Source organism: Streptomyces sp. NPDC024687, from assembly GCF_055559055.1.
In genome coordinates this window covers 235,297-253,801 of sequence record NZ_JBVHLJ010000006.1, presented here as the reverse complement: position 1 = coordinate 253,801, position 18,505 = coordinate 235,297, and the positions used below count along the sequence as shown (strand labels likewise).

Annotated in this window: 16 protein-coding genes, 1 tRNA gene and 2 pseudogenes; 5 read left to right on the top strand and 14 right to left on the bottom strand. The window is 68.4% G+C overall.

Annotated elements, in window-relative coordinates; translation table 11 throughout:
• Window positions 1-3 precede the first annotated feature (3 nt).
• The 3 genes from ACZ39I_RS24680 to ACZ39I_RS24670 form a co-directional block, all read right to left on the bottom strand.
• A complete protein-coding gene (locus ACZ39I_RS24680) occupies window positions 4-921 on the bottom strand; it encodes a peptidoglycan recognition protein family protein (RefSeq protein WP_467246501.1) in 918 nt (305 codons plus the stop codon).
• Between the two features lie 319 nt (window positions 922-1,240).
• On the bottom strand, window positions 1,241-1,918 hold the full coding sequence (locus ACZ39I_RS24675; protein WP_467246500.1) for a polysaccharide deacetylase family protein: 678 nt from the start codon (window positions 1,916-1,918) through the stop codon (window positions 1,241-1,243).
• Window positions 1,918-2,586, bottom strand: coding sequence for a glycoside hydrolase family 11 protein (locus tag ACZ39I_RS24670; protein ID WP_467246499.1), 669 nt, complete (start codon window positions 2,584-2,586; stop codon window positions 1,918-1,920). The genes ACZ39I_RS24675 and ACZ39I_RS24670 overlap by 1 nt, the downstream gene beginning before the upstream one ends.
• 294 nt (window positions 2,587-2,880) lie before the next feature.
• Between ACZ39I_RS24670 and helR the strand changes: the two genes are divergently transcribed.
• The gene (helR, locus tag ACZ39I_RS24665) at window positions 2,881-5,070 is read left to right on the top strand and encodes an RNA polymerase recycling motor ATPase HelR (protein WP_467246497.1); all 2,190 of its coding nucleotides are present in this window, start codon (window positions 2,881-2,883) and stop codon (window positions 5,068-5,070) included.
• Between the two features lie 2 nt (window positions 5,071-5,072).
• Here the strand turns inward: helR and ACZ39I_RS24660 are convergent, their stop codons facing one another.
• The 8 genes and pseudogenes from ACZ39I_RS24660 to ACZ39I_RS24625 all read right to left on the bottom strand — a co-directional run bounded on the left by ACZ39I_RS24660 (window position 5,073) and on the right by ACZ39I_RS24625 (window position 11,331).
• Entirely contained in the window at window positions 5,073-6,317 is a 1,245-nt protein-coding gene (locus tag ACZ39I_RS24660) for a hypothetical protein (protein ID WP_467246495.1), read from the bottom strand.
• Window positions 6,318-6,426: 109 nt separating this feature from the next.
• Window positions 6,427-6,819, bottom strand: a complete 393-nt coding sequence (locus ACZ39I_RS24655) for a hypothetical protein (RefSeq protein ID WP_467246493.1) — start codon at window positions 6,817-6,819, stop codon at window positions 6,427-6,429.
• A gap of 112 nt (window positions 6,820-6,931) precedes the next feature.
• Window positions 6,932-7,135 (bottom strand): annotated as a pseudogene (locus ACZ39I_RS24650) (Uma2 family endonuclease); the annotation flags it as partial.
• A 1,104-nt stretch (window positions 7,136-8,239) separates the two neighbouring features.
• The gene (locus ACZ39I_RS24645) at window positions 8,240-9,205 is read right to left on the bottom strand and encodes a hypothetical protein (RefSeq protein WP_467246491.1); all 966 of its coding nucleotides are present in this window, start codon (window positions 9,203-9,205) and stop codon (window positions 8,240-8,242) included.
• Window positions 9,202-9,432 carry a hypothetical protein gene (locus ACZ39I_RS24640; RefSeq protein WP_467246489.1) on the bottom strand — a complete coding sequence of 77 codons (231 nt, stop codon included), beginning with the start codon at window positions 9,430-9,432 and terminating at the stop codon, window positions 9,202-9,204. The genes ACZ39I_RS24645 and ACZ39I_RS24640 overlap by 4 nt, the downstream gene beginning before the upstream one ends.
• A 619-nt stretch (window positions 9,433-10,051) precedes the next feature.
• Window positions 10,052-10,492, bottom strand: coding sequence for a hypothetical protein (locus ACZ39I_RS24635; protein WP_467246487.1), 441 nt, complete (start codon window positions 10,490-10,492; stop codon window positions 10,052-10,054).
• Window positions 10,489-10,843: pseudogene (locus ACZ39I_RS24630) on the bottom strand (hypothetical protein). The gene ACZ39I_RS24635 and the pseudogene ACZ39I_RS24630 overlap by 4 nt, the downstream one beginning before the upstream one ends.
• A gap of 59 nt (window positions 10,844-10,902) precedes the next feature.
• Window positions 10,903-11,331, bottom strand: coding sequence for an ATP-binding protein (locus ACZ39I_RS24625; protein WP_467246485.1), 429 nt, complete (start codon window positions 11,329-11,331; stop codon window positions 10,903-10,905).
• On the opposite strand from ACZ39I_RS24625, the gene ACZ39I_RS24620 reads away from it, so the two are divergent.
• On the top strand, window positions 11,237-11,497 hold the full coding sequence (locus ACZ39I_RS24620) for a tyrosine-type recombinase/integrase (RefSeq protein ID WP_467246483.1): 261 nt from the start codon (window positions 11,237-11,239) through the stop codon (window positions 11,495-11,497). The genes ACZ39I_RS24625 and ACZ39I_RS24620 overlap by 95 nt on opposite strands.
• An 82-nt stretch (window positions 11,498-11,579) precedes the next feature.
• On the opposite strand, the gene ACZ39I_RS24615 is transcribed toward ACZ39I_RS24620, so the two are convergent.
• A tRNA-Arg gene (locus ACZ39I_RS24615) sits at window positions 11,580-11,655 on the bottom strand.
• Between the two features lie 257 nt (window positions 11,656-11,912).
• Here ACZ39I_RS24615 and ACZ39I_RS24610 point away from each other — a divergent pair.
• Window positions 11,913-12,674, top strand: coding sequence for an SDR family NAD(P)-dependent oxidoreductase (locus ACZ39I_RS24610; protein ID WP_467246481.1), 762 nt, complete (start codon window positions 11,913-11,915; stop codon window positions 12,672-12,674).
• Between the two features lie 23 nt (window positions 12,675-12,697).
• Here the strand turns inward: ACZ39I_RS24610 and ACZ39I_RS24605 are convergent, their stop codons facing one another.
• Both ACZ39I_RS24605 and ACZ39I_RS24600 read right to left on the bottom strand, forming a co-directional pair.
• Window positions 12,698-14,290 carry an IclR family transcriptional regulator domain-containing protein gene (locus ACZ39I_RS24605; RefSeq protein WP_467246480.1) on the bottom strand — a complete coding sequence of 531 codons (1,593 nt, stop codon included), beginning with the start codon at window positions 14,288-14,290 and terminating at the stop codon, window positions 12,698-12,700.
• 340 nt (window positions 14,291-14,630) lie between these two features.
• A complete protein-coding gene (locus ACZ39I_RS24600) occupies window positions 14,631-15,908 on the bottom strand; it encodes a M6 family metalloprotease domain-containing protein (RefSeq protein WP_467246478.1) in 1,278 nt (425 codons plus the stop codon).
• A 246-nt stretch (window positions 15,909-16,154) separates the two neighbouring features.
• Between ACZ39I_RS24600 and ACZ39I_RS24595 the strand changes: the two genes are divergently transcribed.
• Together ACZ39I_RS24595 and ACZ39I_RS24590 are read left to right on the top strand one after the other, a co-directional pair.
• Complete coding sequence (locus tag ACZ39I_RS24595) at window positions 16,155-16,793, top strand: TetR/AcrR family transcriptional regulator (protein WP_467246476.1); 639 nt, start codon at window positions 16,155-16,157, stop codon at window positions 16,791-16,793.
• Window positions 16,794-16,924: 131 nt separating this feature from the next.
• Window positions 16,925-18,466 carry an MFS transporter gene (locus ACZ39I_RS24590; protein WP_393603017.1) on the top strand — a complete coding sequence of 514 codons (1,542 nt, stop codon included), beginning with the start codon at window positions 16,925-16,927 and terminating at the stop codon, window positions 18,464-18,466.
• Window positions 18,467-18,505 lie beyond the last annotated feature (39 nt).

Below are 18,505 nucleotides of genomic sequence, written 5' to 3'. Positions count from 1 at the left end.
CGGTCAGGCCACGACCGTGAACAGTCCCGTCTTCTCGCCCAGCCGCGCCAGCGAGACCTTGCCCGGGATGCCGTTGGCGTCGGCGCCGCTGTAGCCCAGGTGGCGCTGCCACTTGGCGTAGGCGGCGACGGTGGTGGTGCCGAAGGAGCCGTCTCCGGCGTAGGACTTGGAGAGGTAGCCGAGTTCGACGAGGGCGGCCTCCGTCAGGTTGGTGCCGGCCATGTAGCTGACGTGGCCCTGCTTGGCCCCGGGGTCGGTCTTCGCGGCCTTGACCAGCCGGGACAGGTCGACGCGGGGCTTGCCCGCCGGCTTCGTCGGCTCCGTCTTTCCGGCCCCCGCGGCCAGCTGCTTCTTCACGGCGGCCCGGAAGTCGTCCATGTCGAAGCTCGGGTCGATCTTGCCGGGCTGGCACTCCTTGTGCCCGGCGACGGACTTCTCGCTCCAGCCGTGCGCCCGGCAGATCGCCGCCGCCCACAGCACGGCCTGCCGGTACTGCGCTGTCGGGTAGGGGTCGCCGCTCTTGCCGAGGTTCTCGATCTCCAGGCCGTACAGACAGTCGTTGCCGTCCGCCGTCGCCACGTCGTCGTGGGGCAGCGGCTTCTCGTTGCGGAGCGCGTTGAGGACATCGATGTCGGCGTAACCCGCGTGGTTGGTACGGCCGTTGCCGATCATCCACAGTCCGGCGGTCTTGCCGAGCCAGGCGTGGCACAGCGGCCCCGGCAGGTCGGATCTGCCCTTGTAGCAGAGCTCCTTGTCGTTGTGCCCGCCGGTGTGGTGGATCAGCACCCCGATGACGGGTCCGAAGGACTTCCCGGACGCCGCGTCGCGGTTGTGGGTCTTCCAGCCGGCGTGCTCGTGCACGGTGAGGCCCTCGGCCTTCAGCGCGGCGAGCATCTTCGCGGCGGACAGGGGTGTGGCCATGGCTGCGGTTCCTTCCGGGCGACGCGCCGAGCAACGCGTCAAGTAGAGGCCGGATCTCGTGAGTTGAGGTGCGGGAAGGGCATGTAGTGGTACGTGCTCGCCCCACTCGCCGCTCATACTTGCGGGCAACGGCCCGCCCCGAAGGGGAAACGCGGCATTCACAGCCGAAGGGGGTCGCCGGCGTCGTACGCGCGCGGTGTTTCGGTGACCCGTGTTCGGCGCGGCGGCCCGAGGGGGAACGACCGCCGCGCCGAGGCCGGATCGCCGAGGCCGGATCGCTGTGGCCGGACGACCGTGGGTGGATCGCGGTGGCCGTGGATCAGCCCGGTGCCACCGCGCGGCCGGTCTGGGGCGAGATCATGCCGGAGCACAGCCCCTTGGCGGCCAGTGTCTGTGCGATGCGCGGGATCGCCGCGCGGGTGTTGGCGGGCCAGTCGTGCATGAGGATGACCTGCCCGTTGGTGAGCCGGCCGACCGCCGCGACGATCGCGTCGGTACTGGCGTTGTTCCAGTCCTGCGAGTCGACCTGCCAGATGACCTCGGTCAGCCCGTACTTGGCCTCCACGGCCTTCACCGTCGCGTTGGTCTCGCCGTACGGCGGCCGGAACAGCCTCGGTGTGCCACCACCGGCGTTCGCGATCGCCTGCTGGGTGCGGGAGATCTCCGAGTCGACCGTGGCCTGGCTCTGCTGGGTCAGATGCGGGTGCGTGTAACTGTGGTTGCCGACCCACATCCCGGCGCTGACCTGGGCCCTGACGAGGGCCGGGTTGGCGGCGGCGTTCTGGCCCGTGTTGAACATGGTGGCCCTGAGGCCGTACTGCCGCAGGGAGTTGAGCAGGGTGGTGGTGCCGCTGCCCGGGCCGTCGTCGAAGGTGAGGCCGACGTACCCGGAGCAGGCCGCGGCCTGCGCGGGGGCGGCGGAGGCGGGGACGGCGAGGGTGCCGGCGGCGGCCAGAGCGGCGGCGGCCAGTAACGGCAGGTGTGCCCGGGCCCCCATCACGCCACCGTGATGTTGGAGCTGCCGCTGCTCTGATAACCCTCGGTCGCGAGGATCATGTAGTACTTGAAGCTGCCCATCGGCATGCCGGCGCGGGCCCACGCGTCGAAGTGGTTGCCGGTGGTGATGGAGCCGCCGGTCCGCCGCGACTGCCGGACGCTCCAGTACTGGTTGAAGGTCCTGGTGCCCTCCACGGACGGGGCGTTGTACCGGGTGGTCTGGTAGATGTCGTACGTCCCGCCGTCGCTGGTGACGGTGCCCTTGTACGTTCCGGTGGGCCGGTAGGTGCCCCAGTTGTCGACGATGTAGTACTCGACGAGCGGGTTGGAGGTCCAGCCGTAGAGGGCCAGGTAGGCGTTGCCGGACGGGTTGAAGCTGCCGGAGTAGTTCACGGTCCTGCGGGAGCCGTTGCTCCAGCCCTTGCCGGCCACGAAGTTGCCGGTGTTGCGCCAGGAAGTGCTGTAGTTCCCGCCGTTGTTGAGGGTCATGGAGACGGTGCCCTGGGCGTCCGTCCAGAACGAGTAGTAGTAGCCGTTGTTGGTCCCGGTCTGGTTCGTGGTGATGACCGTGGCCGCCTCGGCGGTGCCGGGCAGGGCCAGCGTGGCCCCGGTGGCCAGGAGGAGGCCGCAGACGCTGCGGCGCGTGGGGTGTGCGGGTGTGTGAGTCATGCCCCACAGTTTTGGTCTGCCCCTGTCAAGCGTCAACACTTTCGGCACATGTTTCGAATGATTCGGTAGCCGTGAGCTGGTGATACCTGATCATCTTCTATACGGAGGGCCTCAAAGAACCGATGTATTTCTTCGAATGTTTCGAAGACCTTCCGGACGGTCGAGGCAAAAGAAAAAGGCAGGGAGGTCAGCACCTCCTTGCCATGTTCAACGTATAGCGTACGAGGGGGCTTGCGGCAAGGCCCCGGGGTGGGCGCACACTTACCGGCCGTACCCGAAACCGGAGCTGCTGACTTGAATTCCCTGCCCACGAGCGTGTTCGATCTCCCCGACCGCCTCGCCGCCAAGGCCGACCCCGCACTGATCGCCGCCGACGAGCGGCACTTCGCGGCCATCGCGGAGTGCCTGGAGCAGACGATCGCCGAACTGTCCGACACCCTCGCCACCACCCTCAGGGCACCCGGCGGCATCGGCCAGGAAGCCATGGACCGGGACACCGAGATCCACCGCCTCAGCGCCCGGCTGCGCACCCTGCGCCGCTTCGGCCTGGACCTGTGCCTCGGGCACATGGTCGGCGCCGACGACCCCGAGCCGGTCTACGTCGGACGACTCGGCCTCACCGACAGCACGGGCCGCAGACTGCTCGTCGACTGGCGTTCCCCCGCCGCCGAGCCGTTCTTCGGGGCCACCCACGCCAACCCGATGGGACTGGCCAGCCGCCGCAGGTACCGCTGGAAGAACGGCCGGATCGGCGACTACTGGGACGAGGTGTTCGCCCCGGACGGCTTCGCCGGGCACCACGCCTCGCTCGACGACCAGTCCGCCTTCATCGCCAGCCTGGGCAGCGACCGCTCGGAACGGATGCGGGACGTCCTCGGCACCATCCAGGCCGACCAGGACGCCATCATCCGCGCGGGATCCCGCGGCGCGCTCGTCGTCGACGGCGGCCCTGGCACCGGCAAGACCGTCGTCGCCCTGCACCGCTCCGCCTACCTCCTGCACTCCGACCCGCGCCTCGGACACCGCCGCGGCGGCGTCCTGTTCGTCGGCCCGCACCGGCCCTATCTGGCCTACGTCTCCGACGTCCTGCCCAGCCTCGGCGAGGAGGGCGTGCAGACCTGCGTCCTCAGGGACCTCGTCGCCGAAGGAGCCACGGCAGGGGTCGAGAGCGACCCGGAGGTGGCCCGCCTGAAGTCCTCGGCAGACCTGGTCAAGGCGATCGAGAAGGCCGTCCGGTTCTACGAGGAGCCGCCCACCGAGGGCATGACCGTCACCACCCACTGGTCCGACATCCGGCTGACCGCCACCGACTGGGCCGAGGCGTTCGACGCGGCGGAGGGCGCCCCGCACAACGACGCCCGCGACCAGGTCTGGAACGAACTCCTCACGATCCTCGTGGACAAGCACGAGGGCGACGCCCCGGAGGCCCTCCTCCGCAAGTCCCTGCGCCAGAACCGCGAACTGCTCACCGCGTTCAACCGGGCGTGGCCGCTCCTGGAGGCGGCCGACCTGGTCTCGGACCTGTGGACCGTCCCGGCCTATCTGCGGATGTGCGCCCCCTGGCTGGACCGCGACGAGGTACGGACCCTGCAGCGCGCGGACGGCCACGCCTGGACGGTGTCCGACCTGCCGCTCCTGGACGCGGCACGGCAGCGGCTCGGCGACCCGGAGATCTCCCGCCGCAGACGCCGTAACGAGACCACCCTCGCCGCCGAACGCGAACGCATGGCCACGGTCGTGGAGAGCCTGAGCGCGGTCGCCGACGACGAGTACGGGATGGGCCTGGTGACGATGCTCCGCGGCGAGGACTTCCACGACGCGCTGGTCGACGAGGCCGCCCTGCACATCGCCGACCCGGACCTGCTCGCCGGACCGTTCGCCCACGTCGTCGTGGACGAGGCACAGGAACTGACCGACGCCGAGTGGCAGATGCTGCTGCTGCGCTGCCCGTCCCGCAGCTTCACCATCGTCGGCGACCGCGCCCAGGCCAGGCACGGCTTCACGGAGTCCTGGCAGGAGAGGCTGGAGCGGGTGGGCCTGGACCGCGTCCACATGGCCTCCCTGAGCGTCAACTACCGCACCCCGGAAGAGATCATGAAGGAGGCCGAGCCGGTCATCCGCGCGGCCCTCCCGGACGCCAACGTCCCCACCTCGATCCGCAGCACCGGCATCCCGGTGACGTACGGCCCGGTGACGGACCTGACCGCGCTGCTGGACACCTGGCTCGCGGACCACCCCGAGGGCATCGCCTGCGTCATCGGCGCCCCGGACTTCGAGCCGACCCCCCGGGTCCGCTCCCTGACCCCGGCCCTGTCGAAGGGCCTCGAGTTCGACCTGGTGATCCTCGTGGACCCGCAGAACTTCGGCGAGGGCGTCGAGGGGGCGGTGGACCGCTATGTGGCGATGACCAGGGCGACACAGCGGCTGGTGATCCTGACGAGTGCCTCCGCCTCCGTGGGGGACGTGGGGGACGTGGGGGACTGACTTCACAGCCGCTGGATCACCTCCGGGACCAGCGCGACGACAGCGGGCACGAGCAGGTAGAGGGTGAGCCCGGTGATGGCCTTGCGGGTGGCCATGGGCAGCACCGGCACCGACCACACCTGCGCTATTTCCGCGTCATGGTCGCCGGAGGAGGCGGCGCTCGGGTGCAGCGAGCGGACGTAGGACTTCTTGACGGCCAGCGCGAAGTGGTAGCCGATCGAGGAGGGATAGATGATCACGACCGTGTCGACCACCATCACCCCCACCACCACGAAGAGCATCCACGGCGAGGCCGGCAGCCAGACCAGCGAGAGGGCCAGCAGACCGACCATGTGGGCCAGGGCGGAACCGTAGGTCCACAGCATGAACTGGCGCAGGGTGCGCAGCCCACGGAACCCGTCACTGTCGAACGTCATGTTCGGCGTCACTCCGAACCCCAGCGCCGCGGACCGCTTCAGATAGATCGTGAAGATCACGCCCATGGCCAGCTGCTTGGTCAGGAAGTAGAAGGCGTACGTCCCCGACGCGCACAGCGCCAGAGCCAGTTCGGGATGGGTGTGCAGGTTGGCCCACCAGCCCGCGTACACCTGAGACCGCCACACCGAGTCCGGGAGCAGGGTGGAGTTCCAGGTCTGCATGAGGCCGTACGCGTTGACGAAGGCGAACAGCAGGGCCGTTCCCACCGCCACGACCGTCATGATGGCCACCGAGACGCCCCGGCCGCCGAGCCTGGTGAACGACCGGTTGGTCCTGGCGACCAGCCGGTTGTGTTGCGCTATCTGCTGCTCGGACAGGTGGAGGGCACCCCCGTTGCGCTCGTTCATCGGCACGAAGTCGGCGATGGCCCGGACCTGCTGGCAGGAGAAGATCGGGGTGACGAAGACGACGGCCAGCACGATCAGGCCGGCCGGGTCCTGCAGCAACGCCAGGCTGACCGCGCTCGGCCGCGCGTGATCGGAGAAGAGGTAACCGACCGCCGGCCGCGCCTGCCCACCCGTGGGCCCCACGAGCACACCACCGGCCTCGGCCAGCCCCAGCAGGGTCATCGAGGCGAACAGACCGACCAGCAGGAACCTCGTCTTGGCCGACAGCGGCGAGTACCAGAGCCGGACAAGAAACCGAGCCGCGCCCCGTAACGGCTTCGGCACTCGGCGCAGCAGACTCATCACCGGGCGAATCCCGAACGGCCTGGGCACGCGGAAGACGGCACCGATCAGGTGCGGTTCCAGGGCATCGAGCTGCGCCATCCGTCCCCCGATCGCGACATCGCACTCGCTGGCGTTATAGCCGCTGTGAGGACGGCCAATCCCTACGGGGGCGTTCGGTAGGCCGGGCGGTGCGGTATGCCTTGGGGGCTCAGCGTCGCTTCTCGGCTTCGAGCAGAGCCGTGACGAGGGTCTGGAGGGCCGCCACGTTCTTCGGGGACTTGATGCCGAGCCGCTGCGCAGCGAGCTGCACGGTCAGCGGACGGTTCTGCTGTGCGGCCTTGTCCTCCAGCACTCCGGCCGCCCTGAGCAGATCTTTTTGCCGTACGTCCAGGGCCGCCGACAGGGGCTTGAGCAGGCTGGTCGGGACTGCGTAGTCCCCCGCGAGGATCTTGGATATGTCGGCCTCCGGCATATCCGCCGCTGTGGCGAGCCTGGCCTTGCCGTCCCCCGACGAGGAGTTGACGGCATATCCGGCCCTGATGGCCGCGTCCCTTACAAAACGAGCGAACTTCTTCGCAGCAGGATCCGGACGCGTCGCCACTCGCTGCCCCTTCCGTCGGGAGGAAGCAGGATGCCACCCCGGCTGCCGTTCTGGGTAGGGCGCGGGTCCTCTATGGGCAGGCCGGACTCCAAGACGAGGTGCCCCAACGATGTCAGATCTGGCCGAGGTCGATCTCCAGGGGGAAAGGGGCCGCTACCTTGAGGACGCCGGTGAAGACGTCTCCGTCCCGGTAGGTCCTTGTCGCTGGGTCGAGAACATAGGTGTACACGAGAGGAACGCCTGTCGCCGCCTGCTCGATCCGCCAGTAGAAGCCGATGCCTGCCTTGGCGTACCCGACCGTCTCGGAACCGTGAATGGCACGTTCGATGTCGTGTCATGTCGTGCACACAGCCGAGTCGAGATCCACCTCCTGCCTCCCCTGGGCAGGCTCCGCATTGTTCGGAGCTGCCATGGGCTGCGGAGCCTGGTCGTTGACGGTTTGGGCGCGCGCATACTGCGACGCGGGCTACGACGCCGGCGGACGCCTCGAACTCAACCTCTGGCTCCCTCTTGTCGTAGGAGGCGAAGCACTCGCCGGACTCGCGGCGCTGGCCATCGGTCGACGCCTGGTCGTTCGTGCGCCAACGACGGTCCGCGTCTCACTGCCGACGCTGCTGGTGGTCGTCGCGACGGTGTCGTTGGCATGGTGGCTCTTCGCGACCCGAGGAACGTTGGACGGCTATCCCGGCGACTCCGGACTCTGCCCCGTGAGCAACGTCCCCCCACAGTGGCCTGACTGGATTCCCGTCTGATCAGCCACACCCGATGCTTCAAGGGGTGGGCATCCCGCCCAGGAGCACGGCCACCACCAGGTACACCGGGATGGCCAAGGCCACGGCCAACCCGGCAAAGCAGCCCCATAGGGTCAGTCGCATGCTGGTTCTCGCGTAGTCATCGCTCTTCGGCACGTCCCCATCCAACAGCGAAAGACGCCGACTCCCTGCCCAGGGGATGTGGCTCCGCGCGGACCCCAGTGGCACATGTGTGGCACGGCCTCGAACACGACGAAGGGCCAGCATGGGGAGGAAACCCTCCTGAGCTGGCCCTTTCTCTGTGCCCCCGGCAGGCTTCGAACCTGCGACACCCGCTTTAGGAGTTCGATCCGATCCTGCTCCAGCTGATGCCATCGACTGGTGCGACGGTGGGACGGAGGCGCTGGCGTACGCCTCCGTAGCTTGCTGACGTCCGCAGCTCAGGCCTTGATGCGAGTGGCAGAGCTGCCGGCAGCTCTCAACAACGCAGCCGACAACATTCGGAGCGCTGCGGCGTCCCTCTCGGACGCAAGGAGGTACTGAGAGGTAAGCGCCAACTGGATAGGCGCGAGCTGTTACCTGGGCCCGTAGCTGGGGCCCAGGTGCATCAATAAAGTTCTGCACTAGAGGCTCAGTCGTTAGAGCTGGGTTATTCGAGTCCGCCCTTGCTATCGACTGAGCATTGAATGGAAAAAACATTTCAATATTCGAGTAACTTCGCGCACTTGACTGGCTTCGAAATCCGACGGCCAGGCTGAAATGCGCCATAGCGGCCTATAAAGTTTTCCGATGCTGGTAGACGACGCTTCGTCGCTGGAATAAACAGAATTGAGCGCCTCGACTGACAGTATGTCGAAATTTGACGTCGCGTCTACGAGATCGCGTGCGTACTCGATGTCGTGGGGTGCGGGTATCCAGTTGCGACTCTCAATCTGTTCGATCATTCGCGCGCACATGACTTTCACTGCCACAAGTGGGGAGCATCTGCCTAACCCTTCGGCCCTGCCCCACGGATGCCAGTAGCTGTCCCACCGAACGCGAATATTGTCGGAATACCATTTATCTTCAGGATCCCACGGATGCATTTTTGGGTCGTGTGAAATTTCTTCGGGAGTGGCCCAAGGGTCTCGCATGAGAAAACTGGCACCTGCTTCTTTGTGTTGAGAAGGTCCCTCTTGGTTGTCGCAGCTGAGCTTCCTTAAGCGATAAGAGGCCTGCTTGCATGCGTTAGAGCAGTACATTCGGGGACGTCCGGTGGCAGCAAGTTCCCTTATCGTCTCGGAGCACTGGTTGCACTGAGGCAGCCCGGTGAGGCCCATTCTCCTCGCCACATCGTGAATGGGTTTTGAATATTTGGGCCCGTGCTCCGATCTCAGCTCTTCCAGGAGTGCCTCAAAGGCCTCGCTTCCACGGATCTTCTGCAACGAGGCTGAGACGATTACGTCAAGGCTCCAGCGGGACTCGCCATTTCCAAGCGTTGCCCGATCGAGCGCCCTCCAAGAAATACCGTAGAGATAAGCGGCAAGGATTTCCTGATCCTGGATTGGAAGTTTTTTGAACGCCGATCCTAGGGCATCCTCTCCGGCGTAGCGCGACGTTGGGTCACGATGTGACGTGACGCGATTTCGTTTCACCGTCCTCCTCGCTTCGTGCGCGGCTTGGTTGCCCCCTTGCGTAGTAGGTTGGAGAGGGCCAGGCCGGTAACTTCGAGCACCTTCACGAGGTCCTCATTGCGAGCCCGGCTAACCACCTTCCAGGCAACCATGCCGAAAATTACCAGAGCTAAGGCTGTCAACCCGGCGACGAGTGCCATTCCGTAAGCGATACTCGACCAGCCTTCGGCCTGAACCACTTCAAGCACGGATCCTCCTTTGGTTACCAGAAACAGCAAAAGCCCCCAGCTGGGCATACGCTGGGGGCTTCTAGAGGCAAACAAAAAAACCGCCAAGAAGGCGGCCTGGGTAGCTGCGGCCATACTAATGGCCGAGCAACTAGACAGTACCACACCTTCCGTAAGGATGGCTCAAGTATGAAGTCTATGCAGGTCAGCGCTGTACTGGGACGCATAACGGAGTCGGCAGGTTCTCTGGCAGTTTCGTAACACGGTGGCTGTCGGGGGACAACCCACCCGCAGCCACTGCCTCACGGTCAGTGCCACCCCCCGGCTCCCATCCCGTCCGCCGTCGACCCACGCGCCGTGGAGCGGGCGTGGTTCATGGCGTCCAGGTGGAGCGCGCCACTGTACGAACGACCTGGACGCCATGGGCCGCGTCTGCTCGGCTCTGCCTGGGGCGACGGCGGACGGGATGGGAGCACACCACCCTCACAACGATGCACCCGCAGCCGACAACGGCGCCCCCTCCATCCCGGTGCCGGCCGGGCTGGAGCGGGGCGGAGACAGGAGCGCAGGCCCGGCCGGGGGCCGGGCCGCGCGCGGGGAGCGGAGCGAGCCGCCTTGAACCAGTAGAGAAAGTTGTAACTCAGTCTGAGGCGTGGGGCTGTTGGGTCTCTGTCGGCGGGTGTCCGTCAGGCTTGGCACTGTCCTGGTTCTGGTGGTCAGCGGCGCGGAACTCGTCCAGGAGCTCGAAGAACATCTCCATGGCGGGTCTGCCGGATCGCTCCGCCTCTCGCTCGATCTCTACGGCCCAGCCGAGGGAGGAGTGATGGCCCAGGCGATGGCACAGCCACTCGGAGAAGCGGCTCGGACTGCCTGGAGTCCAGAAGTCGAACGGCTCCGCGATGTAGTGGATTCCTAGCGCAACGCGGTAGCCGGTGAGCATGGAGTCCAGGTGTTGCAAGGAACTGAGACGGACCCACATGCCTGGACGGAGTCGTACCTCCTCCAGGAAGTCGTACACGTCGGTGAGATCCTCGATGCGCTTGGGCTTGCGTATCGTCCCGCCTACGTCTGAGTCGGTCATGCGGGCACTCTAATGAGAAGCCGTGCCTGTTTTGAAGGCCCTGTGCGGGGCTTGAACTGGTGCGCGCAGGTTGGGATGTCAAGGCCCTGGCGGTGTGCGAGGGGCAGGAAGAGTGCTGGTCGGATCGTCCAGGTGATGCGGGTGTTGGCCTGAGTGAGGGACACCGTGCAGGGCTCGGCGCGTAGGAGTGGCTTTCCTCGTCGCGATGCGGCCGTCGTACAGCCACTCCCACGCCTCCTGGGACGCGTCGGGGTCCAGTGCCGGTGAGATCGTGCGGAGTGCGACCGCTACCCATCTGTCGGCCTGCGGTGCCGAATACGCGTCGAAGGAGGCCCGGAGAACCGGTCGCATCTCCTCGGTGAGGTCTTCGGTCCAGCACTCGCACCACTAGCCCCGTTGCGGCTTGTCCATCAGCACGGCTGGCCTCCCGCGGGCGGGGCTGTGAACAGTTCCGCGGTGACCGTGTGGCCGCCGTCGCTTTCGTGGACGACGACTCGGTGAGCGATCACGCTGACCATGCCCAGGCCGCGGCCGTGCTCGGCGTCCTGGTCCTGACGCTTGATCTTCGGCGCTGTGTCGGCGCCTCCATCGTCCGTGACCGACAGCGCGATGGCCTGTGCCGATACCGCCAGGGCCAGATGGAAGCTGCCCGAGTGGTGGCCGCTGGCGGTGTGGAGGATCGCGTTCGCGCTCAGCTCGCTCACGATCAGTTCGGCGTCCTCCGCCCATGGCGATCCACTCAGGATGTCCCGGGTCCAGCGGCGGGCCCGGCCGACCTCTTCCGGGAAACCTGGGCAAGTGAGCCCCCAGACCTGGGATGCCCGGCACGGGTGCGCCACCCTCCTCACCGCTGCCGGGGTGGCGCCCTGCGTCGTGATGGAGATCCTGGGGCACAGCCAGATCAGCATCACCATGGACGTGTACACGCACGTCGTGCAGGACACCCAGCGGGAGGCCATCAGGCACATGGATCGGCTGCTCAAGAGGCGGCCCGGTCGTGAGTGACCGGTCGTGAGTGATCGCCCTCGTTGATGTCAAAAGTGGATGTCAAAGGCCCCGGACCATGATCGGTCCGGGGCCTTTTGCCTGGTGCCCCCGGCAGGATTCGAACCTGCGACACCCGCTTTAGGAGAGCGGTGCTCTATCCCCTGAGCTACGAAGGCGGGGCTTTGCGTGGACCGCCGCGGAGGGCGGTCCATGACAGGTTAGCGGATCAGGCGGGGGTGGTGGGGCTGGGGCGGATGCCTCCGCCCGCTTTCCTGGCCTGCTGGTCTCTCCGCCGGCGCTGAGGTCTGTCGGTTGCCGCGGCGTCCGCTCTGAACTCCGGCTACGGTTTCGCCTTTGTCGGCGTCGCCGTCGCTCTGTGTGGGCTCGGGCGGCTCCGGTCCATCCGTCACGACAAGTACCGAGGAGCACCCCCATGACCGCCCGTTTCAAGGACAAGGTCGTCGTCGTCACCGGGGCCGGATCCGGTATCGGCCGGGCCGCCGCTCGGGCCTTTGCGCGCGAGGGTGCCATCGTCGTGGCCGCAGGGGCCCGGCCGGAGTCCATCGAGGAGACCGTGCGGCTCGTCGACGAGGACGGTGGTGTGGCCGACGCGGTCGTCGCCGACGTCACCCGGCCCGAGGACATGGAGCGTCTGGTGCGCACCACGGCGGAGCGCCACGGCGGCCTGCACGTCGCCCACAACAACGCGGGCATCTTCGGCAAGCCCGCCCCGGTCGGCGACCTGGACCTGGCCGTGTGGCAGTCCGTGCTGGACGTCAACCTGAACGGCGTCCTGATCGGCATGCAGCAGGAGATCGCGCACATGCGGGCGAACGGCGGCGGCGTCATCGTCAACACCGCGTCCAACATCGGCTACCACGGGCGCCGTCCCGGCATGGCCGCCTACGCCGCGTCCAAGGCCGCGGTGAGCACCCTCACCCGGGTCGCCGCACTCGACCACATCAAGGACAACGTGCGCATCAACGCGGTGAGCCCCGGCGCCACGGACACCGGCATGTCCCTGCGCCCCGGAGAGAGCGACGCCGAGCGTGCCGCCCGGCTGGCGACGACGGTTCCGATCGCCCGCGTCGCGACGACGGACGAGATCGTGGCCGCGGTGCTGTGGCTGGCGTCCGAGGAGTCGAGCTTCGTCGTCGGCCACGATCTCGTCGTCGACGGCGGTGTCACCAGCTGATCCGACTGTCAGAGGAGGGCGACTCAGAGGAGGGCGACCCGGGTGAAGTGGCCTGCCACGTGCAGTTCCCGCTCTATACGGGTCGCCGTGCGGCGGAGTTCCGGGAGGATCTCCTCGACGCACTCCCGCTCCGTGTGGCCCGCCGCGTGCAGGGCCACGTTCACGGCGGCGACCGCCCGGCCCGTACGGTCGCGGAGGGGGACGGCGACGGTGCGCAGGCCGTCCTCCCAGTCCTCGTCCAGCAGGGCGTACCCCTGGTTCTCCGTCAGCAGCACCCGGCCCAGGGAGGTCGCCGACGCCGGCAGCCGGGTGCCCACCCTGATGTCCACGCCCATGATCCGGGGGGACACGGCCCTCGCCGTGTACTGGATCTCGGGGTCGGAGTCCGGGCCCGACGGCACCAGGATCGCCAGCGCCGTCGACTCCCCGACCAGTGCCGAGAGGTCGGCCAGGTGGGGGGCCGCGATGCGGGGGAGGGTCGTACGGGAGAGGGGTGGGAAGCCCAGGGACAGGACACGGGGGGTGAGGCTGAAGGTGCGGGACTCCGGCTGGCCGCGGACCAGGCCCAGGTGCTCGTAGGTGATCAGGGCGCGGCGGGCTGTCGCCCTCGCCAGACCGGTCGCCCGGGCCACGTCCGTCAGGGTCAGCGCGGCCCTGCCCTCGCCGAACGCCGTCAGGACCGTCAGGCCGCGCGCGAGGGACTCGATGAACTCCCGGCCCAGTTCTTTCTTGGCCGTGCTGATCCAGGCGGCCGATCCCGAGGGCGGCGGGGCCGGGGCCGGCTCGGGGGCGGCGGCCAGTTCGCGTTCCATCTCGGCCACCGTCGCCCGTAGCCGCGGCAGCAGGGTGTCGCGCAGGTCGGTCGCGGTGTGGCGGCTGGTGTGGCTCACGACGTTCGCCACGCAGGCGATCCGGCCCGTGCGGGGGTCCCGTACGGGGACGGAGACCGCCACCAGGCCCGGTTCGATCAACTGGTCGTCCAGCGCCCAGCCTTCGCGGCCGGCCTGTGCCGCCTTCGTCTCGAACTCGCCATCCGGGAGAGGGAGTTGTCGATGGGGTACGGCCGAAAAGGCCCGGTTCTCCGGGTCCGCCGCCCGGCGTTCGCGCCACGTCCGCCAGTCGCCGTCCGTCCACTCGGAGGCGAACAGGGGGCCGGGCGCGGTGCGTTCGGCGGGGAGCAGGTCGCCGATGCGGAAGCTGAGGGACATCGCGCGGCGGCGGGTGGCCTGGTGGATGAAGCGGATGCCGTCCCGGTCGGCGACGGCCAGCGACACCGACTCGTCCAGCTCGTCGGCGAGGGCGTCGGCGCGCCGGGACAGCAGGGCGGGCAGGCGCAGAGCGGCGAGATAGGCGTTGCCGAGTTCCATGAGGCGGGGGGTCGCCACCGCGTCCCGGCCGTCGAGGCGGACGTATCCCATGCGGGACAGCGTCGCCGTGATGCGGTCGACCGTCGAACGCGCCAGGCCCGTCGCGCGCTCCAGGCCGCTCAGGCTGAGTGTCCCGCCCGCCTCGGTCAGCTCCCGCAGCACCCCGACCCCCCGGATCAGCGGCGTGACCGCCTCGGCCGGCGCGGCGGACTGCGGTACCGGCGGGGGAGTGGTGGTCTCAGCGGGCATCGGCTCTCCGGTACGGCGGTCGCGGCAGGCCTACGGTAATCCGATACCGCGCCCCCGGCGCGCCACGTCCCTCGCCGGGACCGGCGGCGTAGGTGTCCACGCCCGTACATGACTCAGGGGGCCGGTTGTCCGCTGCTGTCTCCGGTGACCACACCTGGTAGCGCCCGCCACCCGCCACCGCCCGTGCCGGACCGGAGGGCGCCGGTGCCCGCCCCTACCCCCGCGTGACCACACCCCGACACGCCACGCCGTCCCGTCCGCCCCCAGCACGCCACCGCCCTCGCCGAGAACCCCAACCCAGAGAACCCCCAACCCAGAGAACCCCTACCCCCGACAACCCCTACCCCCGAGTCACCCCCACCCGGTAGTTCCCGCCCCCGTCCACCCCCAGCACCCGCACCCGCACCCCCCTCACCGGGTCCCGGAACTCCTCCCCCGCTGCGAACGGTGCGTCCGAGAGTTCCGCGTGGACGTTGGGGCTCCGGGTGCAGCCCCCGCTGTTGCGGCGCGCGTCGTACACGCGGACCGGGCCCCGCCCGGTGTCCACGTTCGCGTCGACCTTGTAGATGAGGACGCCCGGCCGACACACCGTCTCGTCGTTGCCCTCGCGGGTGCGCAGCTCGACCGCGTAGCCGGTGCGGCGGCCGAGGGGGACGAAGAGGAGCTTGGTGCCGGGGCCGGGCCCGGCCAGCGGAGTCAGCGTGTACTCCGAAGTCCCGGGCGCCGTCACACAGTTGACCTGCGTCGAGTCCAGCCAGCCGAGCTTCCACTTGTGCCAGCCGAGGAGGTCGTTGTTGGTGCCCCAGTCCTCGCTCATGATGTCCCAGTGGCCGACCGCGCCCCCGCCGTCCTGGGTGTAGAGGTCGGGCAGGCCGAAGACATGGCCGTTCTCGTGGGGCAGTACCCGGTAGCCGGTCTGCGGGAAGGAACCGGAGCCGTCGTCCTGGCGGGAGTACACGAAGGAGGCGTTGGCGACGGGGACGCCGTCGGCGACCGGGGCGTCGGTGTTGCCGGCGAAGGTCACCGACAGGACCGTGTCGAGGGCGGAGGGGCCGGCGTTCGGGGTCACCAGGACGTTCAGGAAGTCGTACGACCGGAAGTCCACCCGGGGATCGGCGGCGGCCACGATGTCCTGGACGAGTCGGCGGTAGCCGGGGTCGAAGGGGGCGCCGCGCTCTATGCCGTAGGCCCGGAAGGACTTCGGCATCCGCAGCCAGCCGGTGATCGGGGTCTCGGGGCGGTAGTCGAGACGGCCGTAGGAACTGGTGCGGAACCAGTCCTGGGTCTGCGGGAAGAACTCGCGGAAGCGGCTCTGGGCGCTGCCGGATCCCGGCGCGTCGGAGAAGTCGATCATCAGGGTGAGGGCGCGGACGGTGCCGGTGGAGCGGGAGTAGCCGCCGGGCGTCGGCAGACCCTCGGACATCTGGACGGCCGGGCCACCGCTGATCAGACAGGCGCCGTGGCTGTCGGAGCGGGCCACGGCGACCGGGCCGGCGGTCGTGGTCCCGGAGACCGGGCGCTCGGTGCCGGCCGAGGTGCTGACCGCGAGGGTCAGCGCGGTCACGGACGCGAGGGCGGCGACCCGGCGCGGGCGTATCCGACGTCTGGTCCACGGCATGCGAGCACCCTCCGGAGCACGGCAGCCGCTGGTCAAAAGGCTGCACCTTCTCGATCACCCTCTGCCGGGGCAGGGGTGCACGCGCGCTGGAGGAGACCGAACGTGGGTATCGCGAGACTGTGACTCAGGTCACACCATGATTTCTCCTCAACCCGAAATAACCGGGGAGCGTCTCCCCGTTTAGACCAGTGTCCGAGCGAAACGGGGACTGAGTCCCCGGATCAACCGTCAACCGAGGAGCACACCGTGCAGACCGCTCTCTCCGCACAGCGCAAGGCGCCCCGCGCCGACGCCCTGCGCAACCGCGAGCGGATCGTCACCGCCGCCAGCGAGATGTTCACCGAGTTCGGCCCCGACGTGCCGCTCGACGAGATCGCTCGCCGGGCCGGCGTCGGCAATGCCACGGTGTACCGGAACTTCCCCGACCGCGACGCGCTCGTCCGTGAGGTCGTCTGCTCCGTCATGGACCGGACGGCGGAGGCGGCCGAGCTCGCGCTCGCGACGACCGGGGACGCCTTCGGCGCGCTGGAGCGCTTCGTGCACACCGCCGCCGACGAGCGGATCACCGCCCTGTGCCCGATGGTGCAGGGCACCTTCGACCAATACCACCCCGACCTGGTGGCCGCACGCGTACGCATCGAGCAGCTCGTCGAGCAGCTCATGGACCGGGCCAGGACGGCCGGTCAGCTGCGCGGCGACGTGAGCGTCGGTGACCTGATGGTCGCCGTGGCCCAGCTGTCCCGGCCCCCGGCCGGCACCGGCTGCCTCACCCTCGACGGGTTCGTGCACCGCACCCTTCAGCTTTTCCTGGACGGACTGCGGGCCCCGGCCCGCTCCCAGCTGCCGGGCGCGGCCCTGACCATGGAGGACCTCCGCCAGGCCTGATCCGACGAGAACCGATTAGTTCAGAGCGCGAGAACAGTCTTTACAACGACTTTCGACCGGCCGTCGCCGATGACGGACCGTCCCCTTTCTTCATTCTTTTTCCGTTCCGAAGTCCCGAAGTGGGTACCCCCATGTCTGCAACAGCCGCAAAGGCTTCCGGCGCACCGGCCGTGTCCGGTGACGCCAACCGCTGGAAAGCGCTCGTCTTCATCGCGCTCGCCCAGCTGATGGTCGTCCTCGACGCGACCATCGTGAACATCGCCCTGCCCTCCGCCCAGACCGACCTGGGCATCTCCGACGGCAACCGCCAGTGGGTCGTCACGGCCTACGCGCTCGCCTTCGGCGGACTCCTGCTCTTCGGCGGCCGCATAGCCGACCTGTGGGGCCGCAAGAACGCCTTCGTCGTCGGCCTGATCGGCTTCGCCGGTGCCTCCGCGCTCGGCGGCGCGGCCACCAGCGGCGCGATGATGTTCGGTGCCCGTGCCCTCCAGGGCGTCTTCGGCGCGCTGCTCGCGCCCGCCGCGCTCTCCCTGCTCGCCGTGATGTTCACGGACGCCAAGGAGCGCGCCAAGGCCTTCGGCATCTACGGTGCGATCGCCGGTGGTGGCGGCGCCGTGGGCTTCATCCTCGGCGGTGTGCTGACCGAGTACATGGACTGGCGCTGGACGTTCTTCGTGAACATCCCGTTCGCGATCGTCGCCGCGCTCGGCGCGTACTTCGTCATCCGTGAGCCCGAGGGCGGCCGCAACCGCAACCCGCTCGACATCCCCGGCGTCCTGCTGTCCACCCTGGGCCTGGTCGCGCTGGTCTACGGCTTCACCCGCGCCGAGTCCAACGGCTGGGGCGACTCCGTGACCGTCGGCATGTTCGTCGCGTCGGTCGTCCTGCTGACCGCCTTCGTCGTCACCGAGGCCAAGGTCAAGGCCCCGCTGCTGCCGCTGCGCGTCATCACCGACCGCAACCGCGGCGGGATCTACCTCTCCCTCGGCATCGCGATCATCGCGATGTTCGGCACCTTCCTGTTCCTCACTTACTACCTGCAGATCGTGAAGGGCTTCTCGCCGATCAAGACCGGCTTCGCCTTCATGCCGATGATCGTCGGCATGATGGTCGGCTCGACCCAGATCGGCACCCGTCTGATGACCCGCCTGCCGGCCCGCCTGCTGATGGGCCCCGGCTTCCTGGTCGCCGCGGTCGGCATGCTCCTGATGACCCAGCTGGAGATCGGCTCGTCGTACGCCTCGACGATCCTGCCGGCGATGCTGCTGCTCGGCCTCGGTATGGGTACGGCGTTCATGCCCGCCATGTCCCTGGCCACCCTGGGCGTCGAGCCCCGGGACGCCGGTGTCGCCTCCGCGATGGTCAACACTTCGCAGCAGGTGGGCGGTGCGATCGGTACGGCCCTGCTGAACACGATCGCCGCCTCCGCCACGACCTCCTACATCGCCGACCACATCGGCTCCGCGGGCTCCAAGTCGCAGCAGCAGCTGGTCGCGCTGGAGGGCCAGGTGCACGGCTACACCAACGCGATCTGGTTCGCCGTCGGCATGCTGGTGCTCGCCGCGGTCATCGTCGTGACCCTCGTCAACGCCGGCCGCCCGGACACGACCGCCGTGACCGGGTCCGCGGAAGGCGCCGAGGAGGAGCTGGCGATCCCGGTCGTCGCCCACTGACGGCGACCGGTCGGTCGTACCCCTTCGAGAACCACGTAC

Coding starts and splice junctions, on each gene's coding strand:
- ACZ39I_RS24680 (WP_467246501.1), bottom strand. CDS start 921: ATGGCCACACCCCTGTCCGCCGCGAAGATGCTCGCCGCGCTGAAGGCC.
- ACZ39I_RS24675 (WP_467246500.1), bottom strand. CDS start 1,918: ATGGGGGCCCGGGCACACCTGCCGTTACTGGCCGCCGCCGCTCTGGCC.
- ACZ39I_RS24670 (WP_467246499.1), bottom strand. CDS start 2,586: ATGACTCACACACCCGCACACCCCACGCGCCGCAGCGTCTGCGGCCTC.
- ACZ39I_RS24660 (WP_467246495.1), bottom strand. CDS start 6,317: ATGGCGCAGCTCGATGCCCTGGAACCGCACCTGATCGGTGCCGTCTTC.
- ACZ39I_RS24635 (WP_467246487.1), bottom strand. CDS start 10,492: ATGACCGACTCAGACGTAGGCGGGACGATACGCAAGCCCAAGCGCATC.
- ACZ39I_RS24620 (WP_467246483.1), top strand. CDS start 11,237: ATGTCCCGGGTCCAGCGGCGGGCCCGGCCGACCTCTTCCGGGAAACCT.
- ACZ39I_RS24610 (WP_467246481.1), top strand. CDS start 11,913: ATGACCGCCCGTTTCAAGGACAAGGTCGTCGTCGTCACCGGGGCCGGA.
- ACZ39I_RS24605 (WP_467246480.1), bottom strand. CDS start 14,290: ATGCCCGCTGAGACCACCACTCCCCCGCCGGTACCGCAGTCCGCCGCG.
- ACZ39I_RS24600 (WP_467246478.1), bottom strand. CDS start 15,908: ATGCCGTGGACCAGACGTCGGATACGCCCGCGCCGGGTCGCCGCCCTC.
- ACZ39I_RS24590 (WP_393603017.1), top strand. CDS start 16,925: ATGTCTGCAACAGCCGCAAAGGCTTCCGGCGCACCGGCCGTGTCCGGT.